We start from the raw sequence: 17,691 nt of genomic DNA on the forward strand, positions 1-17,691 counted from the left end.
ATTTATGAAGTTCTTACAAGATTTCTTCGATAAACTAAAGCCTTTTGTAGAGAAGGGTGGGAAGTATGAAAAGTATCATACGCTTTATGAAGGCCACAGAACTATTGTGTTTGCTCCAGACCTTACTACGGGAAAAAAAGGTTCTCAGGTAAAAGATGCTGTCGACCTGAAGCGAATGATGTTTACCGTTATCATCGCTATGATTCCGTGCTTGCTGTTTGGCATGTGGAACGTTGGTCATCAGCATTTTCTGGCAACAGGAGTGGAGGCTGAACTAATAGACAAGATATTGATCGGTGCTTTGAAAGTAGTTCCTATCATCATTGTTTCTTATGCAGTGGGCCTTGGTGTTGAATTTGTTTTCTGCGTGATCAGGCAGCATCCGGTAAGTGAAGGTTTCCTTGTGTCTGGCTTACTAATTCCACTTGTTATGCCTGCGACTATTCCTTTATGGCAGGTAGCATTGGCTACTATTTTTGCGGTGGTTATCGGAAAAGAAGCTTTTGGAGGCACTGGAATGAATATTCTTAACGTAGCCCTCGTGGCAAGAGCGTTTCTTTATTTCGCCTATCCCACTGCCATCAGCGGCGAAGTTTGGACATATCTTGGTGATGCTGCGCCAGTAGCAGCCTATTCAGGCGCCACACCATTGGCAATTGCTGCCAGCACCGTGGGCAACCCGGGTGCTACCCCGGTGGTGGATTTGCTCAACGATTCATGGTCGGCAGGTATTTATGATTTCTGGAATATGTTCCTGGGTATAATGCCAGGCTCAATAGGTGAAACGTCTACTTTGATGTGCCTGATTGGGGCGGCCATTTTGGTTTTAACCGGAGTAGGTAGCTGGAAGATAATTGTGGCGGTTTTTGCCGGGGCTTACACAATGGGACTTATCTTCAATCTCGTTGGCCTTAATGAGTTTATGTTGATGCCGGCGCAGTACCACTGGGTAATTGGAGGCCTGGCTTTCGGTGCTGTATTCATGGCTACCGATCCTGTTACAGCTTCTCAAACTGAAACTGGCAAATGGATTTATGGATTCCTGATAGGATTATTAACAGTTTTGATCCGTGTGTTTAACCCGGCATATCCTGAAGGAATCATGTTGGCGATACTTCTTATGAACGTATTTGCGCCACTTATCGATTATTACGTAGTACAAGCAAACAAAAAACGGAGGCTACAACGTGCGACAGTCTAACGCTTATGTTCTTTTATTTTCGGGAGTGATGACCATCATACTTGGTGGGGCTTTATCACTTGCCTCGGTTGGCCTTAAGCCAGCCCAAACCAAGCAGATTGAGCTTGATACCAAGAAGAAAATTCTTGGTGCGGTGATGGATATTTCCAATCTCGAAACCGGAGAGGAAGTGTTGGCACTGTATGACAAGCGATTTAAATCGGTGGTTGTAGACATCAACGGTAACCCTGTTGAGAAGGACGCTAAGGGTAATCCTTTGATTGCTGAAAAAATCGATATTCAGAAGAACCATAAAGTAGACAAGGAAGTGAAAAACTATCCTGTCTTCATGTTTCTTGACGAAAATGACTCATCGAAAGTGATTGCTTACGTATTCCCTATGTTTGGTAGTGGCCTTTGGGACTGGATTTCAGGCTACATGGCACTTGATGGTGACCTTAACACTATCAAAGGAGTAGCATTTGATCATAAGTCGGAAACACCAGGGCTTGGTGCCAGAATCACTACCCCAGAGATTCAGGGACGCTACGTTGGAAAGGAAATATTTGAAAATGGCGATTTGGTGTCTGTTACTATGGTGAAGGGAGAAAGTGGCAAGCCACAGGATGCCCACCATGTAGATGGAATGTCGGGTGCAACACTCACAGGAAAAGGAGTGAATGCGATGCTCGAAAATTACCTTTCGTCTTACACTGCATTTATTAAAAAGCAAAAGTCAGCTAGCGGGCAATCTGCGATGGCTTTTTGATTAGAAGAGATTAATAAACACTAAAATCAGTTTGCGATGAGCACTGAAACGCTAGAAAAACCAGTAGTTAAAGAAGCGGAACCTTTATTTTCAAAGAGGCGGAAAAAGTTTGTTACTGATCCTCTGAACGACGATAATCCGGTTACTGTTCAGGTGTTGGGTATTTGCTCGGCATTGGCAGTGACGGTGAAAATGCAGCCTACTCTTGTGATGGCGATTGCCGTTACGCTTGTAATTGTATTTTCTAACCTTCTTATTTCGCTCATGCGTACCCTTATCCCCAACAGGGTGCGAATCATCGTGCAGCTAGCAGTAGTGGCAACGCTTGTTACATTGGTAAGTGAGGTGCTAAAAGCCTATGCTTTCGATATGTACAAGGTGTTGGGAGCTTACGTCGGCCTGATCATCACTAATTGTATTGTGATGGGCCGTCTTGAGGCGTTTGCCCTGGCTAACAAGCCTTATGATTCAATGCTTGACGGTTTGGGCAGTGGCTTGGGTTATTCATGGATTATCCTTGCCGTGGCTTTCTTTAGAGAGCTTTTTGGATCGGCTTCTATATTTGACTTCAAAGTATTTGCCGCCATGGGACTGGACTTTCCAACCAACGGATTGATGGTTGACCCAATCGGTGCATTTATGATACTTGGGTTGATCATTTGGGTACAGAGAACTAAAAACGGTTACGTAGAACACTAAGAACATGGAAGCATTAAATATCTTCATTAAGAGTGCATTTATCGACAACATGATATTTGCCTATTTTCTTGGCATGTGTTCATTCCTGGCCGTTTCCAAAAAAGTGAGCACGGCAATTGGTTTGGGTGCTGCAGTAATTTTCGTTTTGGGTATTACCGTGCCGATCAACTGGGTAATGCAGACTTTCATACTGAACGAAGGGGCGCTTAGCTGGCTTGGGGCTAGTTTCGAAACGATAGACCTTAGCTTCCTTACCTTTATCATGTTTATTGCTATCATCGCTGCTATTGTGCAGTTGGTGGAAATGATCATTGAAAAAGCTTCTCCTGCGCTTTATGGGTCTCTGGGTATATTCCTTCCCCTGATCGCTGTAAACTGCGCCATTCTGGGAGCTTCTCTTTTCATGATTCAGAGAGACTATACGATTGTGGAAGCAACAGCCTACGGTTTGGGATCCGGAGTGGGGTGGATGCTTGCCATTGTGGCACTGGCCGCAGTAAGAGAAAAGCTCAAGTATTCTCATGTGCCAGATGGGCTTAAAGGTCTTGGCCTTACGATGTTGATTACCGGATTGATGGGGATTGCATTTAAGTCATTTATTGGAATCGCTATTTGATTGCAGCAAAAACAATAACAAAACTTCGATATCAAAGAGGGCTTTGCATTAACTTGCAAAGCCTTTTTTATTGCATATGAGTAGAGTAGTAAGTTATTTCTTAAAGGGATTGGTGTTTGTGGTGCCCCTGGCGCTCACTGTGTATGTGAGTGTGGGAGTAGTGCGATGGCTTGATGGGCTGATTCCAATCGACGTTCCAGGCTTGGGCATCCTGGCGATACTGGTAGGCACGCTCATGATCGGTTACCTGGCCACTTACTTTATCACTAAACCTTTTTTTGAGTATTTTGAGAAGATCCTGAAAAGGCTGCCACTGGTCAATATGATCTATTCGTCGTTTAACGACCTGATGACGGCTTTTGTAGGTGACAAGAGAAAATTTGACAAAGCGGTAGTGGTCAACATGGATCCGCATGGCATACTTCAAAGAATTGGTTTTATAACTAATGAGGATCTCAAAGCAATCAACTTGCCAGGGAAGGTGGCTGTGTATTTTCCTATTTCCTACAGCATTGCAGGCGACTTGTATATTGTGGACAGGGCGAATATCACACCGCTAGATATTCCTGCGATGGAGATCATGACTTTCCTGGTTTCAGGAGGAATGACTGACTCTTTCGGGAAATACAAGAAGAAATTTCGGGATACCACCAAAAAATGAAACAATTGCTTGTATTGATTCGTTGACCGACATACATTTGTGCCCATAATTACTAAACAGTTGTTTACAATACTTACATATTGTCCTTCAGTAAACAATTTTAGGCCAAGTACTCCGAGGCCATAGGCCTTGCTATACCCCAGTGGTACCTACGTGGTATCCTCTTCTCCCCCAGTCTGTTTTTTTCTTTTTTTCACAAAACTATTATCCGTAGGGTTTTTGTACAATGACACAATTTTCTGTCAGGGTAGCTACAGCTGCCGACGTTCCGTTTGTTGAAACAATCTGCCAGCAGATCGAGGAAAGTGCTCTTAAAAGGGGCACGGGTATAGCCAAGAGGTCTCCCGAATACATAGCTAAAAAGATGCTGGAAAATAAAGCAATTGTGGCCTTTACTAAAAGTGGGGACTGGGCTGGCTTTTGTTATATCGAAACCTGGAGCCACGGCAAGTTTGCTGCCAACTCCGGTCTTATCGTTCATCCGGATTTTCGCAAGGAGGGCCTCGCCAAGAGAATCAAAGAAAAGGCGTTCGATCATTCACGTAAGATGTTTCCGAATGCGAAGCTGTTTGGTTTAACCACCAGCCTGCCTGTGATGAAGATCAACTCCGATCTTGGATACGAACCCGTAGTCTATTCAGAACTTACCGAAGACGAGGACTTTTGGAAGGGCTGTGCTAGCTGCGTGAATTACAGCATTCTGATGAGTAAGAACAGGACGAACTGTATTTGCACGGCTATGCTTTTCGACCCAAAAGAGCAGTCTGAGAAAAGGTGGAATTTCATTAAGAAATCCAAGGTTTATGAGCGGCTTGTGAGGCTCAAGCGGGCAGCTTTTCTTAAATTCACGGGCAAGAAAGCTGCTGAACAGGTAAGCTTACAAAGAGCTTAGAAAATCATCGGGTAGCATCGTACAAAATATTAGTAATGAAGAAGAAAGTTTTATTGGCCTATAGTGGAGGGCTTGATACCTCCTATTGCTTGATCTATTTGCAGTCGTTGGGTTACGAGGTGCACACAGCCTTGGCTGACACGGGAGGATTTACCAAAGAGGAGTTGGATGTATTGGCAACAAAGGCCAACAAACTTGGAGCGGCCAGCCATCAGGTGCTCAATATTGTAGAAGAGTATTATCAGGAAGGCATCAGGTTTTTGCTATATGGTAACGTGCTGAAAAACCAGGCTTACCCGTTGTCTGTAAGTGCTGAGCGGGTTTTCCAGGCCAGGGCCATAGCAAGGCTTGCTAATCAACTGAATGTGGATGCGATTGCTCATGGTTCTACCGGCGCTGGCAACGACCAGGTTCGCTTCGACCTTGTTTTTCAGGCGCTTTGCCCGGGCAAGGAGATCATAGCACCGATAAGGGAGAAAAAACTTAGCCGGGAGGAAGAAATCCAATTCCTGAAAGAGCACAAGGTAGATATGAACTTTGATAAGGCCCTTTACTCAGTAAATCAGGGGCTTTGGGGTACGTCGGTAGGAGGAAAGGAAACGCTTGGCTCTAACGGCTTTTTACCCGAGGAAGCTTTCCCCAGTAAGGTTACTGAGTCGGCGTCAAAGTCCATTGTCATCGAATTTGAGAAGGGGCAGCCAGTTGGATTGGATGGAAAGAAAATGAAGCCCGTGGAAGTGATCAAGGCGCTCAATGCGCTGGGTGGTAGCTACGGTATAGGAAGAGATATTCACGTGGGCGATACAATACTGGGCATTAAGGGAAGGGTTGGTTTTGAAGCACCGGCACCTGCCATTCTCATCAAAGCCCATCAGGGACTTGAGAAGCATGTGTTGAGTAAATTTCAGCTTCAGATCAAGGAGCAGCAGTCTCTCTGGTACGGGCAGTTGATGCATGAAGGCCTTTGGCTGGATCCGGCTTGCCGCAATTTGGAGGCCTTCCTGGAAAGCTCACAGGCAAGGGTAACGGGTAAAGTCTTCGTGGTGCTGGCTCCTTATCGTTTTCAGGTGCATGGTATCGAGTCGAAGTTTGACTTAATGAATAACCTGTTTGGTAAATATGGAGAAATGAACAGTCTTTGGTCGGCCGACGATGCCAAAGGCTTTGCCAAGATATTTGGAGTGCAACAAATGATCATTCAAAAAGTAGGGGAGCATGCCGGAGAGTAAAGAATCGAAAATAACAGCAGGTATATGGGGTGCAGCTGGCTACACTGCCGGGGAGCTTGTTCGAATACTCCTTAATCACCCCAAAGTATCGCTCAGCCATTTGGTGAGTGAAAGCCAGGCTGGGTCGCCTATTGTCAGTATTCACACCGATTTGCTTGGAGAGACCGACCTGGTGTTCGCCGAGAGGTTTGATACCTGGCCGGATGTCGTTTTCCTGTGCAAGGGGCATGGCGCTTCGGTGGGTTTTCTGAAAGAAAAAGACATCCCTGAGTCAACCAAAATCATCGACCTCAGCCATGACTTCCGGTTATCGTCCAATCCATTGGGTTTTGTGTACGGACTTCCTGAGCTCAATGCCGATAAGGTGAAGAAAGCAAGACTGATTGCCAATCCGGGTTGTTTTGCTACGGCAATGGAATTGGCTCTGCTGCCAGCAGCTTCTGCTGGACTGCTGAAAGGTGAAATACATATTTCCGGTATCACAGGTTCTACAGGAGCAGGCCAGTCGCTTAGCCCGACAAGCCATTTCACATGGAGAGAAGGTAACATGTCTGCCTACAAAGTGATGGAGCACCAGCACCTGGCAGAAGTGGCTGAAACACTTTCTTTTGCCTCGCTGGCGGAGGTTCCACCTATCAATTTTATTCCTTACCGGGGCAACTACACCAGAGGGATTATCACCACGGCTTATTTCGACTATGCTGGTGATGAGGCAAAACTGGTAAAGCAGTACACTGATTTTTACAAGAAAACGCCCTTCACACATGTCTCCTCTGTGAATCCCGATTTGAAGATGGTAGTAAACACCAACAAGTGTGTGGTTTACCCAAAAAAGGTGGGCAACAAAGCAGTCGTTATTTCTGTGATCGATAACCTCTTGAAAGGTGCGTCAGGTCAAGCGGTTCAAAACATGAATCTTGCTATGGGTTGGGACGAGAGGACCGGCCTCCAGTTGAAGGGGGTGGCTTTCTAGCAAAATAAAAAGCCTTGCAACTTCCCAAAAGTTTACAAACTTTCGTGACTCATAGTTAACCTACCTAAGCAATGAACAATTTCTTATCCTTAGACGACGTAAGTGACCCGATGGCTTTTGCGAGAGAAGCTATTGAATTGAAGAAGAATCCATTGGCAGACATGCACCTGGGAAGAGGAAAAATGCTGGGAATGGTTTTTTTTAACTCCAGTTTAAGGACAAGAATGAGTGTGCAAAAGGCCGCTTTTAATCTTGGTATTCAAACTATGGTGCTCAACGTGGGGGGCGACTTGTGGACACTCGAAACCCAGGATGGAGCCGTAATGAACGGAAAGGCTGCTGAGCATATCAAAGAAGCTGTGCCGGTAATGGCCAATTATTGTGATATGTTGGCCGTCAGGTGTTTTCCGGGGCTAGAGAACAGAGATGATGATTCCGAAGAAAAAATATTAACTGCTTTCGCTACCAAGTCGGGGAAGCCGGTGGTTAACATGGAATCGGCTACGTTGCACCCACTGCAATCGCTGGCTGACTTGATTACTATACTCGAGCATCAACCAAAGCCGAGGCCGAAAGTTGTGCTTTCGTGGGCACCTCACATCAAGCCACTTCCTCATTGTGTTTCCAATTCGTTTTCTCAGTGGATGAATAAAGCGGATGTTGAGTTCGTGATTACCCACCCCAAAGGACTTGAGCTTGGGACGAAGTACACTAAAGGTGCGGTAATAGAGCATGACCAAAAGAAGGCGTTTGAAGGGGCAGATTTCATTTATGCCAAAAACTGGTCGTCATATAACGACTATGGGAAATTTATGGACGCTCCGGAATGGATCATTGATGCTGAGAAGATGGGGTGGACAAATCAGGCCAGGTTTATGCATTGTCTGCCTGTTCGACGGAATGTGGAGGTGGCCGATGATGTTTTGGATGGGCCGCATAGCATCGTGGTGAAGCAGGCAGCCAACCGGGAATTTGCTACGCAGCGAGTTTTAAAGGAATTATTGAAAGAGCTAAAGCATTGATTTGTATTCAATGAATCATTTTCATTTTAATGAAAATGACATTTTTCTCACCTTTTAGGTGATAATTTATCAATATCAGATGTTTTAGCTCTAGCCAATTTGCAAAAGTCTATGCTGGCTGGATTTATATTTGGTATTTTCACATTTTGCAGGAGGAAAATTTCATTTTCTACTGTTCCGACGATATTTTTGATATACAACAATGCTCTATTAAAGATCAACACCCACGATCGAAAAAGTAGTTAGGTAGTATATAGTACAGTATAATCCTCTTATCAGATTGGTGGTTTAGTGAGCTCAAGCAGTGCACGCTTTTCAGTGGCTCCTGGATCAGGCTCAACACCCGAGCTTTAATACGCAGACATTTTAGCAGCACCCCTCGACCTCACGCCGCATTTGCGGTTCGTGCTTGAATTCTATTGATCTATCTGTAACGAAAACTGTAATCTATGAAAAACAATTCTACGACGTTGATGTTGGCAAGAAGTTTTCTGCTAATGTTATTCATTAAGTGCATCTCTGTTTTTCCTGCGAGTGCTCAGGAACGCATTATCAGAGGAAAAGTGACTTCAGAGGAAGACAAGAGTGGTATTCCAGGAGTAAATATTGTGGTCAAAGGAGCTACAACTGGCACCATTTCCGACGGTGACGGAAATTACTCCCTTGGAGTGCCAGCGAACGCTGAAACCCTGGTTTTTTCTTTTATTGGACTTGAAACCCAGGAAGTGGCTATCGGCTCGCAGTCGGTTATCGACTTAGCGATGAGCTCAGATGTCAAGCAGCTTACGGAGGTAGTTGTAACTGCCTTTGGTATGGAACGCAACAAAGCAGCGCTGGGCTATTCTATACAAAGTGTGGGAGGGGATGTTGTTAGCAAAGTACCCAACCAAAACATTGTGAATAACCTTTCGGGCAGGGTGGCTGGCTTGCAAGTATCGGGCAATAGCGTGCCTGGCGGCAGTCCGGAGTTTATCATTCGTGGCTTTTCCTCGGTAAGCGGCAACAACCAACCGTTAGTTGTCATCGATGGCGTGCCTATTCAACAAACGTCGAATAGTACGTCGACGGAAAGAACTAATAACCAAAGATTTGGAGGCGGTCTTTCGGAAATTGACCCAAACAACATCGCAGAAATCAGCCTTTTGAAGGGGCCAAATGCAGCGGCGCTTTATGGGTCAAGAGCTGCCAATGGGGTTATCCTTGTTACGACCAAGAGCGGGAAGAACAATAAAGGTATTGGCGTTGATGCCAACTTCAGCACCACCTTTGAGAATCCATTGGTTAAACCTAAGTTCCAGAACACCTACGGTGGAGGCTTCGGATACCGGTCATGGTATGCTGATGGCTGGAGCGGCACTGTGGACGGCTTCAAAGGCACCCGTGGCACTGACGAAAGCTGGGGCGCTCCATTGGACGGCAGACTTGTTCGGCAGTGGTGGACCGGCACAGAGACAGCGCCACTTGTGCCGCAGCCAGACAACTGGGAACAGTGGTGGGAAACAGGAAGGACGACGGTTAGTACGGTGGCGATCTCAGGGGGTAACGACAACGGTAATTTTCGGCTGGCCATTGGTAGAACCGATCAGGATGGTATTGTCCACAATAATAATTTCTGGAGAAATAACTTCAGGTTGAATTCAACCTATAAGTTCACTGATAAGCTCTCTATCACCACTATTGGAGAGTACATTAAATCAGGATCTGACAACAGGAACTTTCTAAGTAACTCTACTTTCATCTGGCACCACCGGGATGTGGACTACGATAAGCTTCGCAATTATAAGGACTATGAAGATGTACATATCCAAAGAGCGGGCAATACCGAGCCACCTAACTGGCAGCACACCTATTTCACCAATCCTTACTTCATTGAAGAGGTGCTTGTGCGGCCCAACGAAAAAGACAGGTTTCTTGGCAATATCGCATTGAACTATGAGTTCAACGAGTGGCTGAGTTTAATGGTACGGTCAGGGACGGATATTTGGACTGATACCAGACTGAACATTATTGCCTATGAAAGAACGAGGAACTCGTTTGGAAGAGGTTCTTATAGTGAAGAGGTACTTAGGAGGCAAGAAACCAACTCTGACTTCATCTTTACCTTGAACAAAGATTTGACCCCTGACCTGAAATTGACGGCACAAGCGGGAGGCGTTTCAAGGGTTAATTATTATAAGCGTAACTACTCAGAAGTTCAGCAGCTTACCATTGACGAGGTGTACAACCTTGGAAATAACGCCTCTCCCAATATCGATGCCAGTGCGGTAGAAGAATCCCAGGTAAATAGTTTATTCGGATCGTTTCAGGTTGGATACAACAACTACCTGTTTCTTGATGTAACAGGGAGAAATGATTGGTCAAGCACCTTGCCAGCTTCTAACAATTCCTTCTTTTACCCTTCTGTGTCATTGAGTGGGGTCATCACTGAGATGTTGGGAATAAAGAGCCCGGTGCTTTCATTTGGAAAATTAAGAGCCAGCTGGGCCCAGGTGGGTAATGATGCCGATCCTTATTTACTACAGCAGGTATTTAGTCCTACAGGCCTGTGGGATGGAGCTATTCCGAAATTTGCAGAAAGCAAGGAGATTGCCAACTCTAGCCTCAAGCCGGAAATTACCACGGGAATTGAGCTGGGTGCCGATTTGCGCTTTCTTTCCGGCAGGATTGGTCTGGATTTGACCTATTATAATCAAACCACCCGGGATCAGATTCTTGGTGTAGATATTTCAAGAGCTTCCGGATATACCCGCAGAGTTTTGAATGCAGGAGAGATTCAAAACAAAGGAGTGGAGGTTCAACTCAATGGAACATTGGTACAAATTGCCAACAGCTTGAGATGGGATGTAGGGGTTAACTTTTCAAAAAACAGAAACGAAGTAGTTGCTTTGGCTGAGGGGCTTACCTCCCTGACCTTATGGTCTGACAGAGGTGCTTCACTGGAGGCACGTGTCGGAGAGCCTTATGGTAACCTTTATGGTAACAAGTTTGCCAGGGCCGATGACGGTCAGTTGCTTTACAAAAATGGCTACCCTTACAACCTTGCCGGGCAGCACGTGATCGGTAATATCACACCGGATTGGCTCGCTGGCGTGTCCAATACATTCAGCTACAAGGGCGTTGCCCTCAGCGTGCTTATCGACATGAAGAAAGGTGGGGCACTTTATGACATGGGAGTAAGCTTGCAAAGAGTGACTGGTGTGCTGGAAGAAACCGGCGTTGGTCGTGAGGAAGGAGTGATTGGCGCTGGTGTCAAAAACATGGGAACTGAGGAGAGCCCACAGTATGTGACTAACGACGTGGTGGTTCCGGCTCGTAACTTTTATGGTTACTACAGCGGTCGCCAGTACCATGAGGCCGCCGTTTTTGATGGTACTTATGTAAAGCTTAGAGAGGCATCTTTGTCCTATACCCTGCCTGCAAAATGGATGAGCAATAACTTCCTTCAGTCAGTTTCAGTGTCGGTGGTAGGCCGCAATCTTGCTGTTCTTTTCAAAAACACGGTTCATGCTGATCCCGAAATTAGCAGTGCAAGCCTGGGCTATAGCTACGGTCAGCTGCCCAGCACAAGAAGCATGGGTTTCAGCGTAAATGTTAAATTCTAAATAGCCATACAATGAAGAAATATATATCAATTACACTGAGTGTTGTGGTGCTGATACTGGCTTCATGCACAGGAGATTTTGAAGAGCTGAACACAAATCCCAACCGGCCTGTAAGCGTTGGTGCGCAGTTTTTGTTACCACAGGCATTGCAAACTACCATCGATAATTACTGGGGAAATAAGACCAGAAACCAAAGGCTCAACTTTGATCATGCGATGTCGTGGGTGGGGTATATTTCCCGTAATATTTATGAAAATGAAGGAGACAATTACAATGTGCAACCCTCTGTGAACATCTCTAACTGGGAGGTTTTCTATACGGATGGACTTATCAATTTTCAGAAGATTGTTGAAATAGCAGGCCCTGATGGCGATAAATACAATCCCAACTACATGGGAATTGGGATTGGTATGAAGGCGTGGATATTTTCTATGTTAACGGATGTATGGGGTGCTATTCCCTATTCCGAGGCAGCCAGAGGTACAGACGCAGAGGCGATTTTCTCTCCGGCTTATGACAGCCAGGAAATAGTGTACGCCGGCATTATTGCTGACCTTGAGGAAGCGAATAGCCTCCTTGACGCTTCAGGGCCAAGCGTTTCCGGAGATATTCTTTTCAATGGAAATGTAGTGATGTGGAAGAAGTTCTTCAATTCGCTCCGCTTTCGACTGTTGAACAGGCAAGCGCATATTGTGGCTGGTTCGGGGGCGATAATGCAAGCAATGCTTGATGATCCGGCCACCTATCCAATGATGGAAAGCAATGATGATATGGCTGCCTTGACTTATGGATCACGTCCAACCAACAACCCCTGGCATGATATCCTCATCCTTCAGGGCAGAACCGACTGGAATATGAGCAGCACACTTGTTGACAAAATGAGCGAAATGGAAGACTCAAGGCTGTCAGTATTTGCGACGCCGGGAGAGTTTGCTGAGGGAGAGATTTTGGGAACGCCCAATGGGCTGCCGGGTTCTGTTGGCTCAAATTACCTGGGCTATAGTGCCATCATTAATCCAGATAATTTTGCTCAGGAAACGTCATCGGTTATCCTTATGAGCTATACCGAACTGCTGTTTTTGAAAGCAGAAGCCGCTTTGGAGGGGGACATCACGGGAGACCCTCAGATGTATTTTGACCAGGCCGTTCAAGCTTCATTTGACCAATATGATGAAACTATGCCGACGGGATTTGTTGCGTCTTTAGGCCCTGTTTCAAAGGAAAATATTATCACTCAAAAGTGGGTGGCACTATTTGGTCAGGGGATAGAGGCGTGGACTGAGCTGAGACGCACCGGTTTTCCAGTGCTTCCTGCGGCCGATCCAAGGGCTTTGTTTCAAAACGACGGTGTGCTTCCTACGAGGTTAGTGTATCCTTCCACCGAGTACTCATTAAATGGGACAAATGTTGAAGCTGGCGCAGCACTCAATGGCGGCCCAGACGACATGAAGACAGCTCTCTGGTGGGTAGAATAATCTGACGTGAAAAAATGATGATAACTAAATCAAGCGTAGAAAAGATGAAAAAGAAATATATAGTTGCTCAAATCTTTGTGGTGGCACTTGTTTTTGCAGCCTGTGAAAAGCAGGATGAACTCATTTTGCCAAGGGTAGCGTCGCCAGTGCTGTTGGTGACCGAGGACGGAACGGACAATGTGATGGCTTATTTTTATGAGCTTGACAAGTCCGGTATTTTGAATCAGTCAGTTGGGATTGACACAATTCCGGTTGCCGGGTTGTCGATTGAAGTTTTCGCCGCCGGAGTAGCTTTGGGGAACTTTGAAACGGGAACTGACGGAGCCATTTCGATTGACTTTACAGATACTAAGCCAAATGAATACGCCGGAGAATATAAAGGAATCGCCTTTAGAATCTTTAAATAGCAAAAAAGGAACTTGTAAACTTTAGCATCCGGGAACCCATGAGTGAAACCTCATGGGTTTTTTTCTGTTTTATTCCTTTTACTACATATAGAAGTATATTTTTGAGACTGCATTCGAAATATGATTTTGTAGAGGCCTAAAGAGTAATGAAGAATTTAACGGTAGTGAAAGTTGGCGGCGGGGTGCTGGAAAATGAGGAGTCTTCCAGTCAGTTTCTTAAAGCATTTACAGCGCTGGAGGGAAATAAACTGTTGGTACACGGTGGAGGAAGGCTAGCCGACCAGTACCTTCTTAAGCTTGGTCTCAAGCCAAACATGGTGAATGGCAGGCGGGTAACTGATAAAGACACACTTGAAGTGGTGACTATGGTGTATGGTGGCCTGGTGAACAAACAGTTAGTCGCAAACCTGCAAAGCCGCAAGGTGAACGCCATTGGATTGACGGGTGCCGATGGCAACCTGATAGTGAGCGCAAAGCGTCCTTCTGATGATGGAGTTGACTGGGGCTATGTGGGCGATCCTGTCGAGGTAAATGCCGATACCCTGAATGACCTTGTGGAGCAAGGTACGGTGCCGGTGATTGCGCCACTTACTCACGATGGGAAAGGGACATTGCTTAACACCAACGCCGATACCATGGCAACGGTGGTGTCGGTGGCTTTGGCCAGGCACTATGAAGTAACCCTCATCTTTGCCTTTGATAAGGCCGGAGTGCTCACCGATGTGGATGACGACAATTCTGTGGTTGAAAAGATAGACGAAGCGGGCTTTGCCGAAATGAAAGCCTCCGGACAAATACATTCGGGAATGATACCCAAGCTTGAAAGCGCTTTCGAGGCCCTGAATGAAGGAATAAGGAAGATACGAATTGTGGGTTTCGCTAATATTTCAAATGAAAAAGATGGCACCACGCTCCAGCTAGAAAAATAGATTACATGACAGTAAAAGAGTTGACCGAAGGGTCAGTCCAGCTTTTGAAAGACCTCATTGCTATCCAGTCTTTTAGCAGGGAGGAAGACCGGACTGGTGATGCTATTCAGAATTTTTTTGAGGAGCATGGAGTACCCGTGCAAAGGGTGCAGAATAATATCATTGTAAAGAATAAGCATTTTGAGCCTGGCAAACCTGCGATCCTGCTCAACTCTCACCATGATACTGTCAAACCCAACAAGGGTTATACCAGGGATCCATTTCTAGCTCATGTGGAAGAAGGAAAACTTTTCGGACTGGGTAGTAACGATGCTGGTGGCCCCTTGGTCTCGCTTATGGCTGCTTTTTTGCATTTTTATTACAAAACCGATTTGGCTTACAATATTTATCTGGTAGCGTCGGCCGAGGAAGAGGTGTCGGGGAAGGAAGGGATAGAAATTGCCTTGCCGGTGCTGGAAAATGTGGAAGTAGGGGTAGTGGGCGAGCCCACGGGTATGAATATGGCAGTGGCCGAAAAGGGACTGATGGTGTTAGACTGTGAAGCCAAAGGCGTAGCCGGTCATGCTGCAAGAGATATTGGAGAAAATGCTATTTACAAGGCGATAAAAGATATTGAATGGATCAGAGCTCAGAAGCTGCCCAAGACTTCGCAGTGGCTGGGGCCCGTGAAGATGTCGGTGACCGTGATCAATGCCGGGTCGCAGCACAACGTGATTCCAGACTCGTGCAAGTTTGTGGTGGACGTGAGGGTCAACGATTGTTATACTTTGCCTGAGGTAGTCGACTTTATAAAGAAGGGTGTTAGTTCGGAAGTGGTTCCCAGGTCGATGAGAATGAACCCATCGACTATTCCCGTTGAGCACCCACTTGTTTTGGCCGCTAAAAACCAAAACATCCATTTATTTGGCTCTGATACCACGTCAGATCAGGCGCTCATGCCATTTAGTACCGTAAAAATGGGGCCTGGACTGTCGGAGCGTTCTCATACTGCCGACGAGTTTATCTACCTTTCAGAAATAGAAGAAGGAATAAAAATATACATTCGTCTTCTGGAAGAAGTGTTGAACAAACCAAGACCCGCTTGATCGGGCGCTCCATCAAACACAAATGAAACTTTGGGATAAGAATATAACCACCAATCAGGCAGTGCATCAGTTCACTGTTGGCAACGATCAAGTGCTGGACATGCAGCTGGCAGCTTTCGATATTTATGGCAACATGGCCCACAGCAGGATGTTGCAATCTATTGGCATTCTTACGGAAGGCGAGTCAAAAGAGCTGCACAAAGGGCTGCTGAAATTGTTGGCTGAAGTGGAAGCGGGCACTTTCTCCATTGCGCCCGACACTGAAGACATCCATTCTGAAGTTGAATTTCGGCTCACCGAAATGCTCGGCGATCTTGGCAAAAAGATCCATACTGGGCGCTCCAGAAACGACCAGGTGCTGGTGGATTTGAAAATGTATGTGAGAGCTGAAATTGAGGAGATTGTCCGGCTTATTGAGCAGCTGGTCAGGCTTCTGGGTGAAAAAAGTGAGGCATATAAGGAAGTGCTTCTGCCGGGCTACACCCATTTTCAGGTGGCCATGCCGTCTTCAGTGGGGTTGTGGCTTGGGGCTTATGCTGAGTCGCTTACCGACGACCTTGAACTGCTGTTGGGGGCTTACAAGCAGGCCAACAAAAACCCACTTGGTTCCGGTGCCGGTTATGGCTCTTCCTTTCCTTTAGACAGAGATCTAACAACCAGGCTATTGGGTTTCGATGCCCCCAATGTGAACGTGGTTTATGCGCAAATGACCCGTGGCAAGCTTGAGCGCTCTACACTCTACTCACTGGCAGGGGCGGCACAGTCACTCGCTAAGCTGGCCTATGACAACTGCCTGTACATGAGCCAAAACTATGGCTTTCTGTCATACCCCGATGAGCTAACAACAGGCTCCAGCATTATGCCCCATAAGAAGAACCCTGACGTGTGGGAGCTGATCAGGGCCAAATGCAACGAAGTGTCTGCGACTCCAACGGTGGTTCAGCAGGTTACCGGGAACCTGCCGTCTGGTTATCACCGTGATTTTCAGGTGCTGAAAGAGTACCTGATGCCCTCCATTCAAAAAGTGAAAGACTGCCTGGCGATGACGCACCTTATGGTATCGAATGTGAAGGTCAAAACGGATCTGGTAGCCAAGCCGGAATACGATTACCTGTTCACAGTGGAAAAGGTAAATGAACTGGTGCAAGCTGGCGTGCCGTTTCGGGAGGCTTACCGTGAGGTGGCCAGGGAAATAGGTGCAGGCACCTACAAGCCCAACCGGAACATTAAGCACACTCACCTGGGTTCAGTCGGCAGTTTAGGCAACGAAAGAATCAAGGCCATGATGGAAGAGCGGGTAGCTGCTTTCAACTTCGGCAAAGTGCATTCGGCGTTGGACTCCCTTAAGAAGGGGCAGTAGTCTCTGGCGCATATGTTCACCGGCGCATTATCACCTTAGCGGAAACCTTTCAAGAGTTCATGGTACTTTAATAGAAAGCAAGTACAATGAAATCGATAGGTTTATTTCTTCTTCTTTCTCTTTCTCTGGTTTCCGTTGGCTACGCTCAAAATGCTATGGTAAGTGAGCGCCGGGATTTGAGACCTTTTAGCGCCATATATGCCAAGGGAGGCATTGATGTGTATATCAAGCAGAATGACTCTACTACCACACTTGTTGAGGGCACCTTGCAGGAGATGAAATACCTGATGACAGAGGTTGTGGAGGATGTTTTGTATATCTACTATTCAGACAAAAGGCTGAAAGATGGACGAAACCGCAAGGGCCGGGTGTATATTACTATTCCAACTATAGCCGGAATAAAGAGCAGAGGAGGCTCTGACGTGTATGGCGAAGGTATCTTTAAATTGGATGAGATAGAACTCATAGCCACCGGAGGAAGTGATATTCGAATGGCGGTAGTAACTAAGAAGCTTGTTGCCAACTCTTCGGGTGGAGCCGACATTATTCTCAGTGGAGAAACCGATTTCTTTAAGGCTGAGGCATCTGGTGGCAGCGACATCAACGCTCATGATTTGAAGGTGAAAAGGGCGGAGCTCCAAGCCGGAGGCGGAGCCGATATTCACATATCTTTCGTAAACGAATTGTCAGCAGAAGTTCACGGTGGGGCTGATATTTCTTACAGAGGCACACCTGACAAAGTGTATGTGGTGCAGAAGGGTGGCGGGGATGTAAAGAGAAGGAATTGAAGTT

16 protein-coding genes are annotated in these 17,691 nt (G+C 46.2%); all 16 read left to right on the forward strand.

The window, feature by feature from the left end; all coding sequences use genetic code 11:
• The first annotated feature begins 4 nt into the window (after positions 1 to 4).
• Positions 5 to 1,201 (forward strand): NADH:ubiquinone reductase (Na(+)-transporting) subunit B, encoded by a 1,197-nt coding sequence (locus RIF36_RS24700; RefSeq protein WP_350125455.1) that lies wholly within the window; start codon positions 5 to 7, stop codon positions 1,199 to 1,201.
• Positions 1,202 to 1,229: 28 nt separating this feature from the next.
• Positions 1,230 to 1,949, forward strand: a complete 720-nt coding sequence (gene nqrC, locus RIF36_RS24705) for an NADH:ubiquinone reductase (Na(+)-transporting) subunit C (RefSeq protein WP_350091479.1) — start codon at positions 1,230 to 1,232, stop codon at positions 1,947 to 1,949.
• A 36-nt stretch (positions 1,950 to 1,985) separates the two neighbouring features.
• Positions 1,986 to 2,648: an NADH:ubiquinone reductase (Na(+)-transporting) subunit D gene (locus tag RIF36_RS24710; RefSeq protein ID WP_152000432.1), complete on the forward strand. Its 663-nt coding sequence runs from the start codon at positions 1,986 to 1,988 to the stop codon at positions 2,646 to 2,648.
• 4 nt (positions 2,649 to 2,652) lie between these two features.
• Positions 2,653 to 3,264 carry an NADH:ubiquinone reductase (Na(+)-transporting) subunit E gene (gene nqrE, locus RIF36_RS24715; protein WP_152000433.1) on the forward strand — a complete coding sequence of 204 codons (612 nt, stop codon included), beginning with the start codon at positions 2,653 to 2,655 and terminating at the stop codon, positions 3,262 to 3,264.
• A gap of 76 nt (positions 3,265 to 3,340) precedes the next feature.
• Positions 3,341 to 3,925: a DUF502 domain-containing protein gene (locus RIF36_RS24720; protein WP_350125458.1), complete on the forward strand. Its 585-nt coding sequence runs from the start codon at positions 3,341 to 3,343 to the stop codon at positions 3,923 to 3,925.
• Between the two features lie 226 nt (positions 3,926 to 4,151).
• Positions 4,152 to 4,817 carry a GNAT family N-acetyltransferase gene (locus RIF36_RS24725; RefSeq protein ID WP_152000435.1) on the forward strand — a complete coding sequence of 222 codons (666 nt, stop codon included), beginning with the start codon at positions 4,152 to 4,154 and terminating at the stop codon, positions 4,815 to 4,817.
• Positions 4,818 to 4,852: 35 nt separating this feature from the next.
• On the forward strand, positions 4,853 to 6,046 hold the full coding sequence (gene argG, locus RIF36_RS24730) for an argininosuccinate synthase (protein WP_350125461.1): 1,194 nt from the start codon (positions 4,853 to 4,855) through the stop codon (positions 6,044 to 6,046).
• Positions 6,033 to 7,019, forward strand: a complete 987-nt coding sequence (gene argC, locus RIF36_RS24735; protein WP_350125464.1) for an N-acetyl-gamma-glutamyl-phosphate reductase — start codon at positions 6,033 to 6,035, stop codon at positions 7,017 to 7,019. Before argG ends, argC begins: the two co-directional genes overlap by 14 nt.
• A 71-nt stretch (positions 7,020 to 7,090) precedes the next feature.
• Complete coding sequence (locus RIF36_RS24740) at positions 7,091 to 8,041, forward strand: N-acetylornithine carbamoyltransferase (protein ID WP_350125467.1); 951 nt, start codon at positions 7,091 to 7,093, stop codon at positions 8,039 to 8,041.
• A 449-nt stretch (positions 8,042 to 8,490) separates the two neighbouring features.
• Positions 8,491 to 11,643 (forward strand): SusC/RagA family TonB-linked outer membrane protein, encoded by a 3,153-nt coding sequence (locus tag RIF36_RS24745; protein ID WP_350125469.1) that lies wholly within the window; start codon positions 8,491 to 8,493, stop codon positions 11,641 to 11,643.
• 11 nt (positions 11,644 to 11,654) lie between these two features.
• Positions 11,655 to 13,118 carry a SusD/RagB family nutrient-binding outer membrane lipoprotein gene (locus RIF36_RS24750; RefSeq protein WP_350125472.1) on the forward strand — a complete coding sequence of 488 codons (1,464 nt, stop codon included), beginning with the start codon at positions 11,655 to 11,657 and terminating at the stop codon, positions 13,116 to 13,118.
• A gap of 44 nt (positions 13,119 to 13,162) precedes the next feature.
• The gene (locus tag RIF36_RS24755; protein WP_350072352.1) at positions 13,163 to 13,525 is read left to right on the forward strand and encodes a hypothetical protein; all 363 of its coding nucleotides are present in this window, start codon (positions 13,163 to 13,165) and stop codon (positions 13,523 to 13,525) included.
• A gap of 146 nt (positions 13,526 to 13,671) precedes the next feature.
• Positions 13,672 to 14,454, forward strand: a complete 783-nt coding sequence (gene argB, locus RIF36_RS24760; protein ID WP_350125475.1) for an acetylglutamate kinase — start codon at positions 13,672 to 13,674, stop codon at positions 14,452 to 14,454.
• Between the two features lie 5 nt (positions 14,455 to 14,459).
• Entirely contained in the window at positions 14,460 to 15,539 is a 1,080-nt protein-coding gene (locus tag RIF36_RS24765; RefSeq protein WP_350125478.1) for a M20 family metallo-hydrolase, read from the forward strand.
• Between the two features lie 22 nt (positions 15,540 to 15,561).
• Positions 15,562 to 16,899 carry an argininosuccinate lyase gene (argH, locus tag RIF36_RS24770; RefSeq protein WP_350125481.1) on the forward strand — a complete coding sequence of 446 codons (1,338 nt, stop codon included), beginning with the start codon at positions 15,562 to 15,564 and terminating at the stop codon, positions 16,897 to 16,899.
• Positions 16,900 to 16,985: 86 nt separating this feature from the next.
• Positions 16,986 to 17,687 (forward strand): head GIN domain-containing protein, encoded by a 702-nt coding sequence (locus tag RIF36_RS24775; RefSeq protein ID WP_350125484.1) that lies wholly within the window; start codon positions 16,986 to 16,988, stop codon positions 17,685 to 17,687.
• The last annotated feature ends 4 nt before the right edge of the window (positions 17,688 to 17,691 follow it).

This window comes from Imperialibacter sp., from assembly GCF_040222815.1.
Lineage (GTDB): Bacteria > Bacteroidota > Bacteroidia > Cytophagales > Cyclobacteriaceae > Imperialibacter.